Raw genomic sequence first — 19,162 nt, 5'->3', positions numbered from 1 at the left:
TTAGTTTTTTTGAGCGATGGCGTTTTTGGTTAATTCTAAAAATTGAGCTTCTAAACTGTTTTTACGTTTTACTAAATGGCTTAAAACAATATTTTTAGAAAACAAAAATTGGTTTAACTCCGAGGCAGATAAGTCAGAATTTAAGTAAACTAAAACTTTTCCATCTTCTTCAGCAATTCTATCAATAGCAGGATGTTCTGATAAAACCGTTTTTAAAACTAAATTATCTTCGGCTTGCAACTCAAAGAAACCTTCGTTAGAAGACATTCCGTCAACAGGACCCGAATACAAAACTTCGCCTTTTCTTAAAACAATTACTTGCGAGCAAACTTTTTCTACTTCATCCAATAAATGGGAAGCCAATAAAATAGTGGTTCCTTGCGATGCAATTTTTTTAATGATATCTCGAATCTGATGAATTCCCTGAGGATCCAATCCGTTGGTTGGTTCATCTAAAATTAAAATTTCAGGATCGTTTAAAAGTGCCGATGCAATTGCCAGACGCTGTTTCATTCCTAAAGAAAAAGTACTGAATTTGCTGTCTTTTCTTTCGATTAAACCTACTAATTCCAGTTTTTCATTAACTTTAGAATAGTTTATATTTTTGATTTTGCAAACCAATTGGAGGTTTTGCTCTGCCGTCATGTAAGGATAAAAATTGGGTCTTTCTATAATGGCCCCCACTTTTTTTAAGGCATCGTGCGTTTCTACATTGCCATCAAACCAGCGATAATTGCCAGACGATTTATTAACAACATTTAAAACAATTCCTAATGTAGTCGATTTTCCGCTGCCGTTTGGCCCTAGAATGCCATAAACGCGACCTTTTTGTATTTGAAAAGATACATTTTTCAAAGCCTGAATTCGGCCGTATCTTTTACTTAAATTCTCAATGGTTAATATGGTTTCCAAATTTTTCTGGTTTTAGTTTTTAGTATGACGAGCCAAGTTGATTTTTGTTACTTTAAATTCTAACTTTAAATCGTATTGATGTAAATTTGTAATAAAGATATTCAAAATGAGCGAGCCTTTAATGGTTTTAAAAAAACCGTCTTACCCTTTAACACAGCCACTTTTAAGCTATTTAGAACGATACGAACGTATTTCTAAAGTTTCTGTGTTTTATGATGACTTGCTTCGTTTTTCGGGTTCTATAAATGTTTATGACAAATATGATAACGATACACTCTGGATTCGGGTGTATTACGGTGAATTTGAGCGCAATGAAATTGATTTAAATCTAAAAAAAATATATTCGCTTCTGCATTCTGATGGAAATAGCGAAATCATTCAATTTCTGAATGTCGATGCAATTGATTATTGTACTTTCGGAAATTCGAAGCCTTTTAGAATCAAAGTTCGAAATATTCTCAACGACAACTATGTTCACTTTTACATCAAAAAAGCAGATGCTTCCCGCATCTACGGATTAGAATTGGAAGATATCCTTTCGCCAGATAAAATCAACTTTTTGGTTTATAAAGATACCTTGATCGAGGAGCATATTATCGGAATTCCAGGCGATGTTTTTATGGACACACTTCTGGATAAATGCAGCGAAATGGAAAAAGCGCAGATTGCAAAAGAATTTGTAAAATTTAACGAACGCTGTATGATTCGACTTTTGGGAGATATGCGCGCTTACAATTATGTAATTGTTCCAATTCACGATTTTGATCAGGTTGTTTATAAAATTCGTCCAATCGATTTTGACCAGCAATGTTACGAAGGGAATTTTAAAGTTTATCGCCCGCAGTTCTTCAAGGAAAATTTCCCAATGATTCAATTAATCAAGGAGAAATTAGAAGAGCGTTCCATTATTCAGTATAAAGATGAGGAAAGAGCGATTTTAGCAAAACGTATTCATTCTGCCGAAACCAGAATAAAAAAATTACTGAGTATAATGTGTCACGATACCATTTCTACTCATGAACATCTGACGCAGTTAAAAATGGAGTTGTACCGTTATACCAACGATATGAAGTTCAAAAATGCAAAATCGATGGGACACGTTATGCAAGCCGCGTTTGAATTTATCACACGTAATTTTAAAAACACTAACTTAGTTTAAAGTTTTAGCCACAGATTTCACAGATTAAAAGGATTTTTAAATCATTATAATCCTTTTAATCTGTGACAAAATAAAAAATAATATTATGAAAAAATCTTTTTTAGTAGCCGTTTCTATAGTTTTATTGGCGTGTCAACAGCAGTCAGATAGCAAATTAAAAGAACTTTATTCCCTTCCTAAAAAATTAAAAGAAGTTTCGGGAATTGCCTATTTTCCTGAAACGAATTTGCTTTACACTTTAGAAGATAGCGGAAATAAAAATGCTATTTACGCCATTGATTCTAAAGGAAAATTAGCTAAAACAATCACGATTTCTAACGCTACAAATGTCGATTGGGAAGATATTACAAAAGACAAATCTGGAAATATTTATATCGGAGATTTCGGAAATAATGATAATGAAAGAAAAGATCTATGTATTTATAAAGTTGCAAAAAATCAATTGAATAATGATTTGGCCAAAGCCGAATATAAAATTTCATTTTCGTATCCAGAACAAAAAGAATTTCCTCCAAAGAAAAAAGAAATGTTCTACGACGTTGAAGGTTTCTTTGAACATGGAGGTTATTTTTATCTCTTTACCAAAAACAGAAGTAAAGGCTTTGATGGAACAGCTTTTATCTACAAAATCAAAAATGCTGCAGGAACTCAAAAAGCAGTAAAAATTGGCGAATTTAAAACCTGCAGTAATTACAACCATTGCGTATTAACAAGTGCAACAATAAGTCCAGACGGAAAAAAAGTTGCTTTGCTTAGTCATGATAAAGTGCTTTTATTTCAAAACTTTAAAGGAGATTTATTCCATAAAGGAACACATACAGAACTCAATCTAAATCACTTCTCACAAAAAGAAGCCATCGTTTTTAAAGACAACAATACTTTATTAATCGCCGACGAAAAAACAAATAAAATAGGAGGAAAGGTTTATGAGTTTAGACTCTAAGATTCTAAGTTGCTAAGATACTAAGGTTCTAAGTTTTTCGAAAAAAAGTTAGCCACGAATTCACGAATACTTTAATTAAAATTCGTGAATTCGTGGCTGTTTTTTTAAACTCAGAGCTAAAAAACTTAGAACCTTAGCATCTCAGAATCTCAGCATCTTTTTTAAAAGCTATATGCCGCTCCAAAAATCACCCTTCCAATTTCGTCAGGAGATTTGAAATAAGAAATTCTGGCTGTGATAACATTTATGGCATTCAGCCAAAGTCCGCCGCCGTAATCGTGGTGCCATTTTTTAGAATCTTCGCCATCAAGCCAAACTCTTCCGTAGTCGAAACCACCTAAAATTCCATAAGTAAAAGGAACAATCGTTTTGCGGATTTTTCCAATGCTTAAACGTAAATCTGAACTTTGAGAAAAGTACGAACTTCCTAAGAAACGCTCATTTCTAAAACCTCGTAAATCGGTATCACCACCAAGAGAAGCACCTTGATAGAATTCGTAATTATTATTGAAAATAGCCTTTCCTTTTACGTAAGTAGCCAATATCAATTTTCCGTTGTGATCAATCTTGTGTGTAAAACCTAAGAAACTCTCCAGAGTAGGGAAATTTTTCTTAGTATCATCCAAATTCGTTGTCCAAGTGGCAGCAACCATAAACGCCATGCCTAAAGTTGGTTTTGCAGCAAAATCTGAATTTTTAAAAAGGTATTTTACCTTTAGACTTCCAAAATTCTGGGTATTAAATACATCAGGATTTACGATTCCAGGAATATTAATATATCGGTTTTCGGTTTCTTCAACTGTCATTCTCTGAAAAATAGGCTGAACGCTAAACTCACTTCCATATCTTCCAACATGTCTTATGGCTGTAGAAGCATTAAATTTTCTGATTCGGACACGATTATAATCCATTCCTAAATCATCATCATACTGCGACTCATTTCCATAACCAAAATAGTTCATGGCAAAGTTTGGAGTCGTATATAAAGATTCCACATCAATAACCCATTTTCCTAATAAACCTGGGAAATGTGCTGCATAATTAAATTCTAAACCACCGGTAGCGAAATAGTAAAAAGCATTAAAAATATGTCTTTGCGTGTAAGGATTTTGTTTAAAATTATTGACTGTATAATTTAAATTAACGCCCATTTTTACACCATCATCAGGATTATATCCAATGTTCGGAAGTCCTGCAATTACGTTGTATTTAGGTTTTTCGTAGTTGTATAAATTAACATCATAGTCATCTGTTAGCTGCGTTTGTGCTTTTGAATCTAAGTTGTATGTGTTTTCTTTTGATTTGAAATCGTAAACAATCACTTTTCTTCCGTTTTCAATGTTATAAGTGTCATTGTTTTGACCTCCAATCAAACGAATTTTAATGCTTGATTTTTCTTCCCCCTTTACTTCAAAAACATCATTATCGTCTAGTCCGTAAATCCAAAGATTTTTTGTTTTATCATCTGTTACATTTTTAGTGTAAAGCAATTCATCGCCTTCTTTTTTAATTCTGAAAACCTGAATTTCAATTCCTTTTTTTACATTATGGTTTAAAACAAATTTGTCTTTTTTGTCTGTTCCAGCAATCATAACGGTTTTGCTTAAAACATCAGAATATCTGCGAGCATACTTTTGAAGATCTCTTTTTCTGCTTTTTAGTTTTGCTTTTATTTCATCGACCGTTTCATCCTGAACTTCTTTAGGCATATTTTTGAAAGCCTCATCAATATCAGCATCTGTCAAGCTTTCCTGAATATATTTAGCCTGTTCAACCCAATCTTTTTCTTGAGCAGTTTTTAAAAATGCCAAATCCATCGGGTAAGGTTCTCTTCCTAGCCATTTTACATTGATTCTGTCGCCTTTAAAAGAACGCATATGACGAAGCGGAGGCATATTCATGATAAGCGAAAGCAAAGCGCCATCGTATTTTACAAAAGCCTGATCACGATCTCTCGGAATTGGTCTGTAAATTACTTTTCCATCTTCTTTATATTCAGCCCAACGCCATTGATCGCTGTGTCTGTCCCAATCTCCTAGAAGGATATCAAATAAACGTGCTTTTATATATTCTTTTTCATCAACCCCATATTTCTCATCTTTATGAAGATTTAGCATCATATCATCAGTTCCGATGATGTTGCTTGGCTTACCGAAATTTTTACCATCCAAATGATTATCAGCCGGTCTTTCTTCTACCATATATAGTTGATCTCCAAAACTGGCATTAAATTCGCCCAAACCATTTTGTTTCGGGATATAATATAAAATCGGATTGGTATGTCTCAAACCAATTTGATCAGACATACTGCCAATTGCAAAAGAAGAATAAGGGTGAGAAGTGGTATAAAAATCAAATAAGAAATCTTCAACGTAGGTTTTGTCAAAGTCATTTACCACATATTGATCTTTAAAGGCAACTGACTGTAAAAATACTGTAGCACTTTTTTTCATCGCACGCATTATAAACTCACGACCTTGAGGATCAGACATTCTTAACGAAACCGATTGATGTCCGCCGCCTTCGCGAATTGGTTTCAAGCCACCTTTTAAAGTATCAACCGTTGCTGTTGTGGCTTCAATTGGCATACTGTAGTATTTTCTGTAATGTTGCCCAAATAAAAATCTGTGAAACGCACCTTTTTGAGTCATTTTTGGAGAATAAATCGAAGTGGTTACTGTAGCGGGAAATTTATTCGGAATATCTGAAGCCCAGTTAATCTCTTTAGCTTTTATAATTTCACGTTCAAAAAGTAGCTTCTCTTTGTTATTCTCATTTCCATAATATGAGACTTTAGCATCGCCACTTTTAAACATTGTTAAGACCGCATAACCATTTCCTCCATAAGAAAAATCGTAAGGATTAATGGCTCTTGCTGCTTCCGATTTTGATCCTGCACCACTAATGATCTGCTGAATGTTTTCTTTGCTGATATATTGCAGATTGTGATCGTGTCCAGAAACTACAATGACATTTTTCTGCTTTTGCAAAAGTGTTTTTATTCTTTTAGCATAAATAGTATATTGCTTATTTTGAATATCCTGCGGACTAACGCCAGATGTTTTTCGAACTAAATTAATAAAAGAGCCAATTACCGGAAGCGGAATTTTTTGTTCTAGAGGGAATAATTGTTTTTCTAACGAAAATTGTCCACCGTGGGTTCCGTTGCTTAATAATGGATGATGAATAGCTAAGACAACTGTCTTTTCTTGATTTTTGTTTAAAAGGCTTTCTAATTCTTCAAAAAAAGCTTCCCTAGTTTTAATTTCACAATTATCATTTATGGTTGGGTGATCGTTCCAATCTTCCAAAAACCATTCACTATCAACAGCTATCAAAGTAGTAACGCTATCAATTTTTACATCTTCAATCGGGCATGATTTTCTCGGAAGAAATCCTTTTTTGTCGTTCAAATATTTCGTTACAAAATCGGCTTGACGTTCTAAACCTTTGATTCCACTGTACCAATCATGATTTCCAGGAATTACAATGGTTCTTCCTTTAAAACCTTCCGTTAATTTTAATTGATTCGTCAGTTTTGTTTCTGCTAAAGCCTTGTCTTCAGGTTTTTTGTTACCGGGAAAACCTTTAGGGTAAATGTTATCCCCCAAGAAAAGAAGTGTCGATTTTTTATTTGCTTTTTTCAGCTTTTTGTGCAAAAGTTCTAGCGTTTGTTGCGCTTGTTCTTCGTCGGCATTTCCAGCATCTCCAACAAGAAAAAATGTATGTGCAATTTTTATAGTGTCAGTTGCGTTTTCTGTTTCGTTGGCACTAACGTTTTTCCCGTACTGCGGTTTGCGCGTAGAACAAGAGTAAACGATAAATAGGGCCATAATTGCCAAAGAAAAGTTTTTAATCTTGGCAATAAAATGATTATCCAAAAACAATTTCATAATTTAGTGGTATAAAAATATTCTTTATGAATCTAATAGAACAATCCGAAGATTTTGTCGGTAATTTACTCAAAGATAAACTTTCTAATTTATATTCTTACCATAATTTTAACCATACTTTCACAGTAGTTACAGCGGTAAAAGAACTATGCAAAAAAGAAGATGTGGAAGGTGAGGATAAAGAGGCACTTTTGGTTGCTGCATGGTTTCACGACACTGGATATATAGAAGGATATGAAAATCATGAGCAGAAAAGCACTGAAATTGCAGCAGATTTTTTGCGTAAAAAAGGAAAATCGGAAGAATTTATTGCGCTTGTTTCAAGTTTAATTTTAGGGACAGTTAAAGAATATGAACCTAAAACGCATCTTGAAAAAATTATAAGAGATGCAGATTACGCGCATTTAATGGGAGCGGAATATGCTACAACTTGCGAATTATTGCGTCTGGAATTGAAAAATGCAGGAATAGTTAGTTTTTCTAATGCCGAATGGACAAGAGAAAATTTAAATTTCTTACTGAATAAACATAGATTTTATACCGATTACGCTTTAAGAAAATGGCAACCATTGAAGGAAAAAAATCTATTAATGATTCAGAAAAAAATCAATAAACAGGAATTGAAAGCCGCTGCTGCACTTGAGGAGGAAAATAAAAAGAAAGAAAAAGCTGAAAAAGCAGAAAAACCAGACCGCGGAATTGATACACTGTTTCGTGTCACTCTCGGAAATCACACTCGATTAAGTGGCATTGCAGATAGTAAAGCCAATATATTATTGTCTGTAAATGCGATTATTATTTCGATTGCATTATCTTCTATTATTCCAAAATTAGACAGTCCGAAAAATGCACATTTAGTTGTTCCCACTTTTATCATGCTGATGTCTAGTGTAATTACCATTATTTTTGCCATTCTTTCTACGCGTCCAAAAGTGACTTCTGGATTTTTTACAAGAGATGACGTAGAAGCTAAAAAAGTGAATTTAATGTTTTTTGGAAATTTCTATAAAATGCCTCTCGAAGATTACGATTGGGCAATGAATGAAATGATGAAAGACAGAGATTATTTGTACTCAACCATGATCAAAGATTTGTATTATCTAGGATTGGTTTTACAGCGAAAATATAATTTACTCCGAATTGCCTATAACTTTTTTATGTTCGGAATCATCATAACCGTAATCGCATTTGTGATTGCTTTTAAATCAATCTAGATTTAGACAACTTTGTCAAAGTTTCAAACTTTGACAAAGTTTTTTTATATAGAAATATTTTAAACACATAGAAACATAGTTTTTTCTTATCTACAAGAATAAAGAAAGAAACTAGTTTCTCACACATAGCTATGTGAATTGATGCAAGTGAAACGCCTTTTTTAAATTTCAAAATCTATGTTTCTATGTGTTTAAAAACAAAAAAAGCTCAACTATTTAGTTGAGCTCATCTAATAAATCCTGATAAGTTATTTTCTTAATTTCTGAGTTCGAATTATTGTTGATTACTTTAACACGAATCGCTCTTAATCCAGAAACTCCCTGAAGATCTTCAACTTCAAATTGTTCAATAGAAGGTTCAAGAATTTTTTTATGCTGCAGATATTTAATGTATTTTAGGTATTCTGCTTCTTCACTGTTCTGAGAATATACAATTGTGATTTTTTCTTTCTCCGTAATTCTTTCGTTTGTTCCTTTAATATGCGATTTGTCAATTCGTTTTTTAACGACTTCATATCTTGCATTATAAGTTCCATCAACGTCAAAACGTTTTTCATCCATTCTAAAACGGATTGAAAGGGCAGAACTGAAAACCAAAATCAAAGAAGTAACATCCAATTCGTATGGTAATGAAGATTTAAGCTCATGATGTTCCAATTCCATTTCGCATAAAGTTTGCAATTGCCACAAACGAAGATTATGCAAATACATAATATCGAAAGGTTTTGTTGGCGAAATTGAAGCTCCAATATACAAATTATGCTCTACACCATCTGTTTTAAAACGTTCGTAATAATGCGGATAAATCTGTTGCGCTTCAACTTGTTTTCTATCTAAAACAGTTGCCAATCTTTTATTGATAATTGACATTGCATTGTCGAACTTTTTTCTTTCGTGGTAAAACATTCCAGTTTTTTCATCCAGTTTTTCAAAGTACAATTCTTCCAGCTTTTCGCTTTTCGCACTGCTTTTGGTGTTTTTTAAGATCGGATGAATTTCTTCTTCAATGTAACGCTGAACATGTTGTTCTGTATCTGCTTTTAAAGGAAAATCCAATTCGCTTCTAAGCGATTCCAGTTCAAATTTTCTCTGTTCCAAAAGAACAAGATTCGAATTAGATTCTTGATTATCAAAGATCTCTAAAAGAGCTGTAAGCTGGCTTTTTAAATCAATTTTTACAGTTTCATTTCGGTGTTCAGACGAACCTTTAATATCTATTTGTCCATACAGCGGATATACATTTTTAAAGACAATTTCTTTAAAAATATAATCCTTAGTATGATTCATATTCTGAAAGTAATTTTGTGATTCCCTTTTAAACTTCCAATAAACGCTAGGGTGAATTGTAGTATATTCTCGCTGAATAATCGCTTCGATCTGATGTTGCATATCAGTATTGTAACGATCAATTGTATCAGTTAAATAGGGAAGAACCAAATCCAGTTTTGTAGCATTTACGCTATTTAAATCTCTCGGATTTTCAGAAATCAATTCGACAACACCTAATAAATGTCCGCTTTTGATGACTGGTGCAAAAATACAACTCTGAATTCCTTGTTTTAGTAAATGTTCGCCCAGTCTTTTATTGGTTTGTTCTTCAGTGAATTTACTGACATTAGAAATAACAAAAGGCTCTTGATTGTCTAATAGATTTTCGAAAGAACATCCGAAAAAAGCATTTTTACAATCGACTTCCTGATCTGCAGAAAGCAAAAAGCTTTTGAGTTGGTTTTCGTACTTTGCAGGTCGCATGAATTTCTCTTCCTCAGGATTGTAAATAATGAATCCAACTTTCAAGTTTGGAAGATTAAAAATCGATTGAAAAATATTAGAAACCTCCTCGCCAGTTGTAACTGTTTTTGGACCAGGCTTCAATAGATTACTTTTCAATATAGAAATAGCACTTTCGGTCGTTGCATCAAACAAAGAAACAATACCAAAACCTCTTAAAATCCAGCTTCCTTTAGGAAATTTAGATTTCCATAAATCGATATCGTTGTAATTATCTATTAATTGATCGATATCTTCTTGAGTTAAAGGAATAGCGTTTTCAGTAGGAATAATTTCCATGAAATCGGCATTGTATAAAATGCGGTAATGTTTTTCAACGCCATTTTCATCTGGAATATCATAGAAAAATGGCTGATTGAAATCGATATGCTGTTTGTAATAGTTGCTTAAAATTAAACAGCAGTTATTAATGTAAAATTGATGTTCGCTAAAATCACGAATTTCCATGTAAAATTCGTCTCCCGCATTTTTCAAGATTTTCTTGAAGCGCTCCGTATAATTGAAGGAGATATTTTGAAATGGAATCGTTACCGCTTTTATTTCGTTGTGCGTCAATGCAGTCGGAAATAAATCGGCTAATATATTTTTAATTAAAGCTTCATTGTTCTTGATAACCGAATAATCCTGGATTCCAGTCCTAAGTTCCGGAATTAATTCAATCTGTTCTAAAATCGCTTTGGCATAGTTTGATCTGTAATCAATGTCTGATTGTGCAATTTCTTCAAAAGATTCAATTAGCTTGTGAAATGAAATTATAGTGGTAAAAGGACTTTCTTTAAAAAATTGAATATCCATCTGAGTAATTTTTTAATGCAAAATTAAGGATAAATTAAGTATACTCGACATTTTTCGATTTCTTTCCTCTATAGTTAAATAATTCTTTTTCTTATAATTGATGGGTTTCAGGAAGGCCTTTTTTGTTTTAACTAAAAATTAACACTATTAATAACGGAACGATCATTCCGTTATTATATCTTTGTACTGTAATAATTAAATAATCAATAACTTAAAAACAAATAAAAATGAAAAGTTTAGAAAACAAAGTAGCAATCGTGACAGGTGGTAATAGCGGAATTGGATATGCAGCTGCAGCCGATTTTGTATCAAAAGGAGCAAAAGTAATTGTAACGGGAAGAAACAAAGAAGCTTTAGCGAAAGCGGAAACAGAATTGAAAGTTACAGGAATTGTAGCCGATCAATCTGATTTAAAATCAATTGATAATTTGGTTGAAGAAGTAAAAGCAAAATTCGGAAAAGTTGATGTTTTATTCTTGAATGCAGGAATAGCAGCTTTTGCGCCTCTAGATTCAGCCTCAGAAGATCATTACGATAGTATCATGAACGTTAATGTAAAAGGAGTTTATTTTACCGTTCAAAAAGTATTGCCAATTTTAAACGATGGAGGTTCAATTATCTTTAATACTTCCGTAAATGCTCACGTTGGAATGCCAAATTCTAGTGTTTATGCCGCCAGTAAAGCAGCCGTATTATCTTTAAATAAAGTTTTTGCTGTAGAATTGGCCTCAAGAAAAATTAGAGTAAATGCAGTTTCTCCTGGCCCGATTGAAACACCATTGTACGGAAAAGTTGGTTTAGAAAAAGAAGAAGTAGAAGGATTAGGAGCTGCTTTAGGTGAGAAAATTTTATTAAAACGTTTTGGACAAGCTGCAGAAGTTGCAAAAACAGTTAGTTTCTTAGCCTCAGATGATGCTTCGTTTATAACTGGATCTGAAATTGTGGTTGATGGTGGACTTATCGTAAATAGCGTATTATAATTTTTTTGACTAATTCAGGAACGATTGTTCCGTATTTTTATATCTTTGTAGATGAATTTAATTTGAATGTCATGGCTAGAACGAAAGAATTTAATGAAGATCAGGCTTTAGATAAAGCAATAGAAATTTTTTGGCACAAAGGTTACAACGGAACTTCGGCTCAGGATTTGGTAACTCACTTAGGTTTGAGCCGCTCTAGTTTATATGATACTTTTGGCGATAAGCAGCAATTGTTTACAAAGTCTTTACAGCGTTATCAGCAACAATCGCAAGATACTGTCAAAGAGCTTTTAGAAAAATCTGAAAATGTTAAAGAAACATTACAGGCTATTTTTAAGCAGGCTGTTATCGAAAGTTTGGAGGACCGAATTACAAAAGGCTGTTTTATGGTTAACTCGTCTGTTGAATTGGCGATGCACGATGAAGAAATTGCCAAAATTGTAAAAAGCAACAGCCAAACGATGGAAGAAGTTTTTACAAATGCGGTTAAAAAAGGGCAGGAGGCTGGACATATTTCCAAACAGCTTGATGCAAAAGTTTTGGCTCGATTTATCTTTAATAATTATTCTGGAATTCGAGTCTTGGCTCGCGCTGGAGAAAGAAACAAACAAGTTTACGATGATATTGTAAAAGCCGTATTTTCGGTTTTATAACATTAAAATTTAAGACAATAAAAAAACGGCAGTTACATTTGTAACTGCCGTTTTCTGTATTAATAAGTAAGTAATAGAAAATGAAAACTTCTTAGCTTTTTTCTTCTTTGTTGAAGTAAACTAAGTAGTAATACATTTGTTTTTCTTCATCCCAGCCTTTTTCAACAAATTTTTCTGCGCTTTCAGGATTAATAAAATCCATTTTAATCTGAATATGAGTATCCAAATTAATTACATTTTTAATCGATTTTCTAGCGTCAGAAACTGCTGCGTTGGCAATTGGAAATGAGGTAACATCTTCGATGCTGTATTTTTCTCCTTTATCAACTTTATAGTTTTTAAATTCAGGGATCAAATCAGGATTATCAATTACTTCATTCAAGAAATTCTGTTCTTCAAACTGATCATTTTTAGCGAAATAATTCACAGATCGGTTCATAAACATTACTTCCTCTTTCTTGTCTTCTGCTGGCAAAACCACGTCTTTTGCGAAGTTTTGACAGAATTTCAAATATTTTTTAGTGATGAAATTTTCATCTTCAAAAGCATCTACAGATAAAAAGTGCTCTAACCAGTAACGTGCATCATAACGGTTGCTATCTACAGTTAGGATTTTGTATCCTTCTTCTTTTTTGTAGTTGAAAATCAAGCATCCTTTGTCTAATTTATTCAAGTTGATTCCCTGTTGTAAAATCATCTCAAGGTTACTGTTATTTTCTTCAAACTGTAAAAAGTCTGCTTGTAACTCACTTTTAAAAATTCCGATTGCATCAACAACATTGTTGTCAATACTTAAGTTTGTCAAATAAGTTACATAAACCTCTCCGTTTTTAATGTGCGGGTGATTTGACTGCTCGTATAAATGTTTTGTGATGTTTTTAGAAACTTCATGAACATTTGACGGATTTGCAAAAATCTCAGTTGCATACTTAAACATGTCGTTGTAGTCCAAGTCCACTTCGTGTGCAAACTGATAATAGTTTTCTTCTTTTTCTCTAAAAGGCTTAAAAAAGAATTCTTTAATCAAAGGAACAATTTCATCATTTAAGTTGAATGGTTGCTCTGATAAAAAAATAGCTTCATTACGACTTTTGTTTCCAACGCGGTGTATGGAAAGGGTGTCGATGTGGGTATTGAATAAGTTGATCATTTTTTTGAGTTGCTGAGATTCTAAGTTTCTAAGATACTAAGTTTTTTAGATAGTGTCTTTTAATTTTTTGATTAACGACGCTAGCATTCTTTCGATCTCTCGACTATCCTCATATAAAAGGTTAAATTCTTCTTCGTTTATATAAATTATATTTTTTGCAATTTCAAGTTGGGTCTGCATTTCAAATAAGGAGCCTAGAGAAATATATAAAAACCGTAAAAAATCTTTATTACTTTCTCTTCCAGATCCTTCTGCAATATTACTTGGGATTGATACTGAACTTCGACGTATTTGTGAAGTTAAGCCAAAAGTTTCTTCTTTTGGAAAAGTTCTTGTTACTTTATAAACTTTTGTAACTAATGAAATTGATTTCTGCCAGACCAAAATCTTTCTAAAATGACTCATTGTCTTATTTTTTAATTAAATTTAAAAATAAGAAAAATCTTTCAAAGGTAAGAAAAATCTCAGAAACTTAGAGTCTCAGGATCTTAGCAACTTAACGTTAGTTCCAATTTTCCTCAAATCCATAATCTTCGAAGCTGTCATCGCCTTCGAACATGTCAAGATCGTCTTCGTCTAGGTCGTCTTCAAATTCTCCGTAGATGTCATCATGCATGTCATCGGCTTCAAAGTTTTTTTCGATAGCATCTGCTGGCATTTCACCGTGAGAAAACAAAGTTTCTGGGTAAGTAACTCCAACTTGTTCATCTTCAACGGCAGCCAATTCAACTAAGAAAGTCCACATACTGATGAAGTCATAAACGTAGATAATTTTAGTATTTTCTTTGTCTAAAATACTAGATAACGGATAATCGTTCATGGTTCTTATTTCGCCAGGAACATCTCCTGTATCGAAAAGCGGAATTTCATCTTCTTGATTCCAAGTATCATCACAAGTATAAAATGAAGCCACTTCTGATCCGTCAAAGCCAAAAGAGTTGAAGATTGCATTGTGTAAATCCTCAAGAGTATCTTCCTCAAGAATAGCAATGTCTCTAAAAATATCTTCTTCGGCGTCTAGAATAACTCTAAATTTATAAACCATAATCTTTGTTTTTATTGAGAGGTCAAAGGTAAAATATAAAAAACGAAATACGAATTGTGAATTACGATTTGTTGAAAAGATTTTAGAAAATTGATTGTCAATAGTTTGTCAGGCTGAGCGAAGTCGAAGCCCTTTCCCAATTGGAATGCCCTTGGACTTCGCTCAGGGTGACATACAATAGCATAAAACTATTTTCTCGCCAGTCTTTTTCTAATTTTATGATAATGTTTGTGATAAGTGTTGTGGCTTGGATAACTTCTGCTTGAAGTCATATTATTAAAAATCAAAGCCGTGAAAAGCAATATCATAACTCCTGTAAAAACGGGAGAAAGCACATACATATAACCTAAGGCTTTTACTTTTTCTGTTCCGATAACTGCAATTAAAGCTGTTGCTCCTCCAGGCGGGTGAAGCGTTTTGGTAATCTGCATTAAAATAATGGCTATTGAAACCGCTAAAGGTGCTGCAATCCACATAATGTCTGGAACTAGTTTATGGACCGTAACGCCTACAAGAGCAGAAATTACGTGTCCGCCAACTAAATTTCGCGGCTGAGAGAACGGACTCTGAATAATTCCGTAAACTAAAACACTCGATGCTCCAAAAGAACCAATTAAATAAACGGCATCAGGCCCAGAAAAATGTATGGATTGTACATAAGCTAAAATTCCGATTCCGACGAAAGAACCTAAAAATGACCAAAAGTGTTCCTTATAATCTATTAAAGTTTCTTTGTAAAGAATGTAACGTGTTTTGCGATAGCTTCTTTTTATTTTTTCAGTTGGCATTATTGTGGTATTATATTTTACTCGTTATGCTTTTAAATATACTTTGCTGTACGTTTTTAATTCCAGATTATTATTAGTCTGTAAATTATTTAACTAAACTTGGAGAATAACTATAAACGGTATACGGATAAATTGTTTTTGCAGTGTATTTTGAAATTAAACAAACTACAAGAATTGGGAAAAACAAAGTATAATCGTTTGTTAATCCGCAAACCAAGAATATTGCTGTAAAAGGCGCATGAATACTTGCACTAAGAACCGCAGCCATTCCGATAATCATAAAGTTAACCGGAATTACATTTACATGGAAAAAGCTGTTTAAGATCGAAGCCAATAATAATCCTAAAAATGCTCCGATGAATAAACTTGGAGCAAAAACACCTCCATCACCTCCAGAAGCCAATGTTATTGAGGTTACAATTGGTTTTAGAATTAAAATTCCGATAAATGTTAAAGCCAAAGTTATAGTCAATTGGGTTTGAGGTGCGTTTCCAAAAATTCCTTTAATGGCGTGATAACCTTCTCCATATAATTGAGGGAAAAAGAATAAGGAAATACTTAAAACCGCTGAACCTAAAATGATTTTGTAATAATGGGTGTCGATTTTACCAAATTGTGATTTGAAGAATAAGACACAACGTGTTAGGTAAACCGAATTCATTCCAGCTAAAATTCCTAAAAGAATGAAGTACGGAATTGCTTTTAAATTCCAAGTTGCAATTGAAACGGCAAATAAAGGTTCTTCTTTTAAAATCGTTAATAAACCAAATGCAATAGAAACCGCGATTAAATTTGAAATGATAAATGCACGGCTTACTTTTCTAGAAATTACTTCGAAAGCAAATAAAACTCCCGCAATCGGACTGCTGAAAAGTGCCGTAACTCCTGCTGCAACTCCCGCACATATTAATTCTGTTTTGTATTGACGGAAAACATTTTCTTTTTCATGCGCAACAGATCCAATAGTTGCTGTAGCGACAACGGTAGAAACTTCGATTCCTGTTGAACCTCCAAAAATAACCGTTAGTAATCCGTTTATGAAATGCGACGGAATTTTATAAGATGGAAGATTTTTAGATTTTGATGCTGTGCTTTCAAAAACTTCTTTGATTCCTTTATTTTCTTTTTTCTTAAAAAGATATTGCCTTAAAAAATAAATTACCGATAATCCGAAAACTGGAAATACGATATAAAAAATAGGGTGTACCGATACTTCGTGAAAGAAGATTTCTTCGTAGTATTCTGTTATTTTTTTTAGTGAAATTCCGAGAAAGGCAGAAAGAAAGCCAATTAAGATAGAAACAATAACTAATTTTCGGAGTTTAATTAATTGATGATTTTTTTTGATTTGCGCCGTTTTGTTCATCATTATAAGTTTGAGAATTCCGCATTTTTTTCTGCGGATTACAAAATTAAGCATCAAATTCGGTTTTTTCTAGGAAATATTCATTTTAGTGTGTTAAAATGAATATAAACAGGAAAATTCTTTCGTAAAAAAGAGACAAAGTTACAGAGTTACAAAGGAACAAAGTTTTATGCGGAGGCATTAAATATTTGATTTCGCATGATGAAATTTGAATTGCCTCCAACTTTAGTTGGAGGTTGAAAATAAAAGAGAGAAGGGCTTTAGCCCAATACGTTTTGTCTGGCTAAAGCCCTTTTGGCACTATAATTTATTCATGCAACTAAAGCTGGACTCAATTCAAAAGAATATTACTATAAACCTTTGTCCCTTTGTAACTCTGTTACTTTGTCCCTCTCATTTATCTCTCATAAAACTCAATTGGCAATAAATCAGGATCTGCAATAAAAGTGAAACGTTTTTCGGTTGTTTCATCAATTCTAATCGGTTCAGATTCTATGTTTTTTGAAGTTAAAAAAGCAATTGTTTCTTCCAGATTAATAACTTCAAAAGCCAAATGTCTTAAACCAACAGCCTCAGGTCTAGAAGGTCTTTTCGGTGGATCTGGAAATGAAAATAATTCAACAACATACGAACCATTTAAAGCTAAATCTAATTTATAAGACTGGCGTTCTTCGCGATAGATTTCTCTAATTATGGTTAAACCTAAAATCTGTGTATAGAAGTGTTTCGATTTTTCGTAATCGGAACATAAAATAGCAATATGATGAACTTTATTAAGGGTAAGCATTATGATTTTGATTCAGGTTCTTGATTTAATTTTCGAATGACTTTTGCAGGATTTCCAACGGCTAATGAGTTGTCTGGAATATCTTTTGTAACCACAGATCCAGCGCCAATAACACAGCCTTTTCCTATTGTTACGCCTGGGCAGATAACAGAATTTCCGCCAATCCAGCAATCGTCTCCAATTGTAACAGGATAAGCATTTTCTAATGTTTTTCTTAATTCAGCGTCAAGCGGATGTGAAGCGGTATAAATTTGAACATTTGGCGCAATAAATACATTAGAACCAATGTTTACCGGTGCGCAGTCCAAAACAACACAATTCACGTTAAAATAAACATTTTCTCCAGCAAAAATATTATAGCCATAATCGCAATGAAATGGCGGTTCAATATATAAACCTGCTCCAGCATTTGGAATCAGTTCGTTTAAAATCTCTTTTGCTTTTTTAGTAACTCTATATTCTTTTACATTTAAGCTGTGTAAAAGGTTTTTTGCGGCGCGACGGCCTTTTAGTAATTCTGGATCAAAGGCATTATAATATTCGCCAGAGATCATTTTTTCTTTTTCTGTTTTCATATTTTACATTTTCGTCTTGGCAATTTTGTCGTGTATTTTTACAGTTTCCTGCAAAGCTGCGGTGCAGTACCAAGGCGTTAATTCGGCTTCGAGTAAATTGGCCTTTATGGCTGGATCAGTGGCAACAAGAGCTTTGGCTTCTTCTATGGTTTCTACATTAAAGATGTAAATACCACGATAATTTCTGTCATTTTTCATGAATGGTCCTGCAACAACCAGTTTTCCTTCTTTGGCTAATTTACCAATGTTTTCCATGTGACCTTCAAAAAGTTTTTTGGTTTCTTCTTTAGAAGCGGTTGTATTGCTTCCCGATTTTAAAAGACAAAAAACATATTTCTTCATTCCGTATTCGTCGGCATGGAGAGATTTTGCGAGGTTTTCATCATATTTCACTTCAGTTTCTTGCGAAAAACCGATTGCATTAAAAACCAAAAATGCGAGAACAATTAGTGAATTTTTCATCTAAATAATTTAAGTTTAAAAAAGATATTTTTTAAAATTGGTCTCAATCTTGTCATTTCGACGAAGGAGAAATCGCGCTAGAAACTCTACAACGAAATTCCAATCTATGTTGAGCTACTAACGGAGATTCCTCGTTCCTCGGAATGACATCGCAACGTATTAAAGCAATTTCTTCAAAATAACAATTTGTCCCAAATGATAAACATCATGCTGAATAATCCCGTGAATGTGTTCGTAATACGTATGACCGTTATTAACATAAATCTTCGATAAATCTTCGTCATTAAAATCGTCAAAAAAAGCATTCCAAGAGTCTTGAGATTTTGCTAAGGTTTGAAGAGATTGTTCCCATGCAGCTTCAGAAGGATCTAAAACAGGAACAAAATAATTATGATCTGGAGTAATAATTACTTCGCCCTGCATGCGTTCTAAAATATTTCTTCTCCATTGAATCAAATGATTTACAATTTCCCAGATGGTATTCAGGTTTGGGTTTATTTTTCTGTAAGCTTGCTCAGCTGTAACATTTTTTAAAGTATTGTCTAAATTAACTTCAAGCCATGGATTTCCATTATAAATAGACTGATATAGATTTGAAATTCGTTTACTTTCTGACATAAAATGATGATTTTGGTTTTCCTAGCTAAGA

At 33.1% G+C, this 19,162-nt stretch carries 17 protein-coding genes; 5 read left to right on the top strand and 12 right to left on the bottom strand.

Annotation, left to right across the window (positions count from 1 at the left end; genetic code table 11):
- The gene (locus AC3Y25_RS06830) at window positions 1-912 is read right to left on the bottom strand and encodes an ABC transporter ATP-binding protein (protein ID WP_489902205.1); all 912 of its coding nucleotides are present in this window, start codon (window positions 910-912) and stop codon (window positions 1-3) included.
- Between the two features lie 106 nt (window positions 913-1,018).
- On the opposite strand from AC3Y25_RS06830, the gene AC3Y25_RS06825 reads away from it, so the two are divergent.
- Together AC3Y25_RS06825 and AC3Y25_RS06820 are read left to right on the top strand one after the other, a co-directional pair.
- Window positions 1,019-2,071: a hypothetical protein gene (locus tag AC3Y25_RS06825; protein WP_250837065.1), complete on the top strand. Its 1,053-nt coding sequence runs from the start codon at window positions 1,019-1,021 to the stop codon at window positions 2,069-2,071.
- An 85-nt stretch (window positions 2,072-2,156) separates the two neighbouring features.
- Window positions 2,157-3,014 carry a hypothetical protein gene (locus AC3Y25_RS06820; RefSeq protein ID WP_489902204.1) on the top strand — a complete coding sequence of 286 codons (858 nt, stop codon included), beginning with the start codon at window positions 2,157-2,159 and terminating at the stop codon, window positions 3,012-3,014.
- A gap of 161 nt (window positions 3,015-3,175) precedes the next feature.
- Here AC3Y25_RS06820 and AC3Y25_RS06815 read toward each other — a convergent pair whose 3' ends face one another.
- Window positions 3,176-6,907 carry a metallophosphoesterase gene (locus tag AC3Y25_RS06815; RefSeq protein ID WP_489902203.1) on the bottom strand — a complete coding sequence of 1,244 codons (3,732 nt, stop codon included), beginning with the start codon at window positions 6,905-6,907 and terminating at the stop codon, window positions 3,176-3,178.
- Between the two features lie 26 nt (window positions 6,908-6,933).
- Here AC3Y25_RS06815 and AC3Y25_RS06810 point away from each other — a divergent pair, with 26 nt between their 5' ends.
- Window positions 6,934-8,121 carry a Pycsar system effector family protein gene (locus AC3Y25_RS06810; protein ID WP_489902202.1) on the top strand — a complete coding sequence of 396 codons (1,188 nt, stop codon included), beginning with the start codon at window positions 6,934-6,936 and terminating at the stop codon, window positions 8,119-8,121.
- A 216-nt stretch (window positions 8,122-8,337) separates the two neighbouring features.
- On the opposite strand, the gene AC3Y25_RS06805 is transcribed toward AC3Y25_RS06810, so the two are convergent.
- Entirely contained in the window at window positions 8,338-10,707 is a 2,370-nt protein-coding gene (locus tag AC3Y25_RS06805; protein WP_489902201.1) for a GAF domain-containing protein, read from the bottom strand.
- A 227-nt stretch (window positions 10,708-10,934) separates the two neighbouring features.
- On the opposite strand from AC3Y25_RS06805, the gene AC3Y25_RS06800 reads away from it, so the two are divergent.
- Together AC3Y25_RS06800 and AC3Y25_RS06795 are read left to right on the top strand one after the other, a co-directional pair.
- Entirely contained in the window at window positions 10,935-11,687 is a 753-nt protein-coding gene (locus AC3Y25_RS06800; RefSeq protein ID WP_489902200.1) for an SDR family oxidoreductase, read from the top strand.
- Between the two features lie 71 nt (window positions 11,688-11,758).
- On the top strand, window positions 11,759-12,340 hold the full coding sequence (locus AC3Y25_RS06795; RefSeq protein WP_489902199.1) for a TetR/AcrR family transcriptional regulator: 582 nt from the start codon (window positions 11,759-11,761) through the stop codon (window positions 12,338-12,340).
- 91 nt (window positions 12,341-12,431) lie between these two features.
- On the opposite strand, the gene AC3Y25_RS06790 is transcribed toward AC3Y25_RS06795, so the two are convergent.
- The 9 genes from AC3Y25_RS06790 to AC3Y25_RS06750 form a co-directional block, all read right to left on the bottom strand.
- Entirely contained in the window at window positions 12,432-13,490 is a 1,059-nt protein-coding gene (locus AC3Y25_RS06790) for a nucleoid-associated protein (RefSeq protein WP_095931005.1), read from the bottom strand.
- A gap of 45 nt (window positions 13,491-13,535) precedes the next feature.
- Window positions 13,536-13,895, bottom strand: a complete 360-nt coding sequence (locus AC3Y25_RS06785) for a four helix bundle protein (RefSeq protein WP_132989753.1) — start codon at window positions 13,893-13,895, stop codon at window positions 13,536-13,538.
- A 97-nt stretch (window positions 13,896-13,992) separates the two neighbouring features.
- Window positions 13,993-14,535: an IS1096 element passenger TnpR family protein gene (locus AC3Y25_RS06780; RefSeq protein WP_125719847.1), complete on the bottom strand. Its 543-nt coding sequence runs from the start codon at window positions 14,533-14,535 to the stop codon at window positions 13,993-13,995.
- Between the two features lie 188 nt (window positions 14,536-14,723).
- Complete coding sequence (locus AC3Y25_RS06775; protein ID WP_379796826.1) at window positions 14,724-15,323, bottom strand: HPP family protein; 600 nt, start codon at window positions 15,321-15,323, stop codon at window positions 14,724-14,726.
- A gap of 85 nt (window positions 15,324-15,408) precedes the next feature.
- Complete coding sequence (locus tag AC3Y25_RS06770) at window positions 15,409-16,689, bottom strand: chloride channel protein (RefSeq protein WP_489902314.1); 1,281 nt, start codon at window positions 16,687-16,689, stop codon at window positions 15,409-15,411.
- Between the two features lie 397 nt (window positions 16,690-17,086).
- Window positions 17,087-17,476, bottom strand: a complete 390-nt coding sequence (gene gloA2 / locus AC3Y25_RS06765; RefSeq protein ID WP_379796822.1) for an SMU1112c/YaeR family gloxylase I-like metalloprotein — start codon at window positions 17,474-17,476, stop codon at window positions 17,087-17,089.
- Window positions 17,476-18,051, bottom strand: coding sequence for a sugar O-acetyltransferase (locus AC3Y25_RS06760; protein ID WP_489902198.1), 576 nt, complete (start codon window positions 18,049-18,051; stop codon window positions 17,476-17,478). Before AC3Y25_RS06760 ends, gloA2 begins: the two co-directional genes overlap by 1 nt.
- A gap of 3 nt (window positions 18,052-18,054) precedes the next feature.
- Window positions 18,055-18,513 carry a YciI family protein gene (locus AC3Y25_RS06755; RefSeq protein WP_489902197.1) on the bottom strand — a complete coding sequence of 153 codons (459 nt, stop codon included), beginning with the start codon at window positions 18,511-18,513 and terminating at the stop codon, window positions 18,055-18,057.
- A 159-nt stretch (window positions 18,514-18,672) separates the two neighbouring features.
- The gene (locus AC3Y25_RS06750) at window positions 18,673-19,131 is read right to left on the bottom strand and encodes a DinB family protein (RefSeq protein ID WP_427874892.1); all 459 of its coding nucleotides are present in this window, start codon (window positions 19,129-19,131) and stop codon (window positions 18,673-18,675) included.
- Window positions 19,132-19,162 lie beyond the last annotated feature (31 nt).

Source organism: Flavobacterium sp. LK-23 (assembly GCF_058135255.1).
This window is presented reverse-complemented; position numbering and strand designations above follow the sequence as displayed.

Coding starts and splice junctions, on each gene's coding strand:
- AC3Y25_RS06825 (WP_250837065.1), top strand. CDS start 1,019: ATGAGCGAGCCTTTAATGGTTTTAAAAAAACCGTCTTACCCTTTAACA.
- AC3Y25_RS06820 (WP_489902204.1), top strand. CDS start 2,157: ATGAAAAAATCTTTTTTAGTAGCCGTTTCTATAGTTTTATTGGCGTGT.
- AC3Y25_RS06815 (WP_489902203.1), bottom strand. CDS start 6,907: ATGAAATTGTTTTTGGATAATCATTTTATTGCCAAGATTAAAAACTTT.
- AC3Y25_RS06810 (WP_489902202.1), top strand. CDS start 6,934: ATGAATCTAATAGAACAATCCGAAGATTTTGTCGGTAATTTACTCAAA.
- AC3Y25_RS06805 (WP_489902201.1), bottom strand. CDS start 10,707: ATGGATATTCAATTTTTTAAAGAAAGTCCTTTTACCACTATAATTTCA.
- AC3Y25_RS06800 (WP_489902200.1), top strand. CDS start 10,935: ATGAAAAGTTTAGAAAACAAAGTAGCAATCGTGACAGGTGGTAATAGC.
- AC3Y25_RS06795 (WP_489902199.1), top strand. CDS start 11,759: ATGGCTAGAACGAAAGAATTTAATGAAGATCAGGCTTTAGATAAAGCA.
- AC3Y25_RS06790 (WP_095931005.1), bottom strand. CDS start 13,490: ATGATCAACTTATTCAATACCCACATCGACACCCTTTCCATACACCGC.
- AC3Y25_RS06785 (WP_132989753.1), bottom strand. CDS start 13,895: ATGAGTCATTTTAGAAAGATTTTGGTCTGGCAGAAATCAATTTCATTA.
- AC3Y25_RS06780 (WP_125719847.1), bottom strand. CDS start 14,535: ATGGTTTATAAATTTAGAGTTATTCTAGACGCCGAAGAAGATATTTTT.
- AC3Y25_RS06775 (WP_379796826.1), bottom strand. CDS start 15,323: ATGCCAACTGAAAAAATAAAAAGAAGCTATCGCAAAACACGTTACATT.
- AC3Y25_RS06770 (WP_489902314.1), bottom strand. CDS start 16,689: ATGAACAAAACGGCGCAAATCAAAAAAAATCATCAATTAATTAAACTC.
- gloA2 (WP_379796822.1), bottom strand. CDS start 17,476: ATGCTTACCCTTAATAAAGTTCATCATATTGCTATTTTATGTTCCGAT.
- AC3Y25_RS06760 (WP_489902198.1), bottom strand. CDS start 18,051: ATGAAAACAGAAAAAGAAAAAATGATCTCTGGCGAATATTATAATGCC.
- AC3Y25_RS06755 (WP_489902197.1), bottom strand. CDS start 18,513: ATGAAAAATTCACTAATTGTTCTCGCATTTTTGGTTTTTAATGCAATC.
- AC3Y25_RS06750 (WP_427874892.1), bottom strand. CDS start 19,131: ATGTCAGAAAGTAAACGAATTTCAAATCTATATCAGTCTATTTATAAT.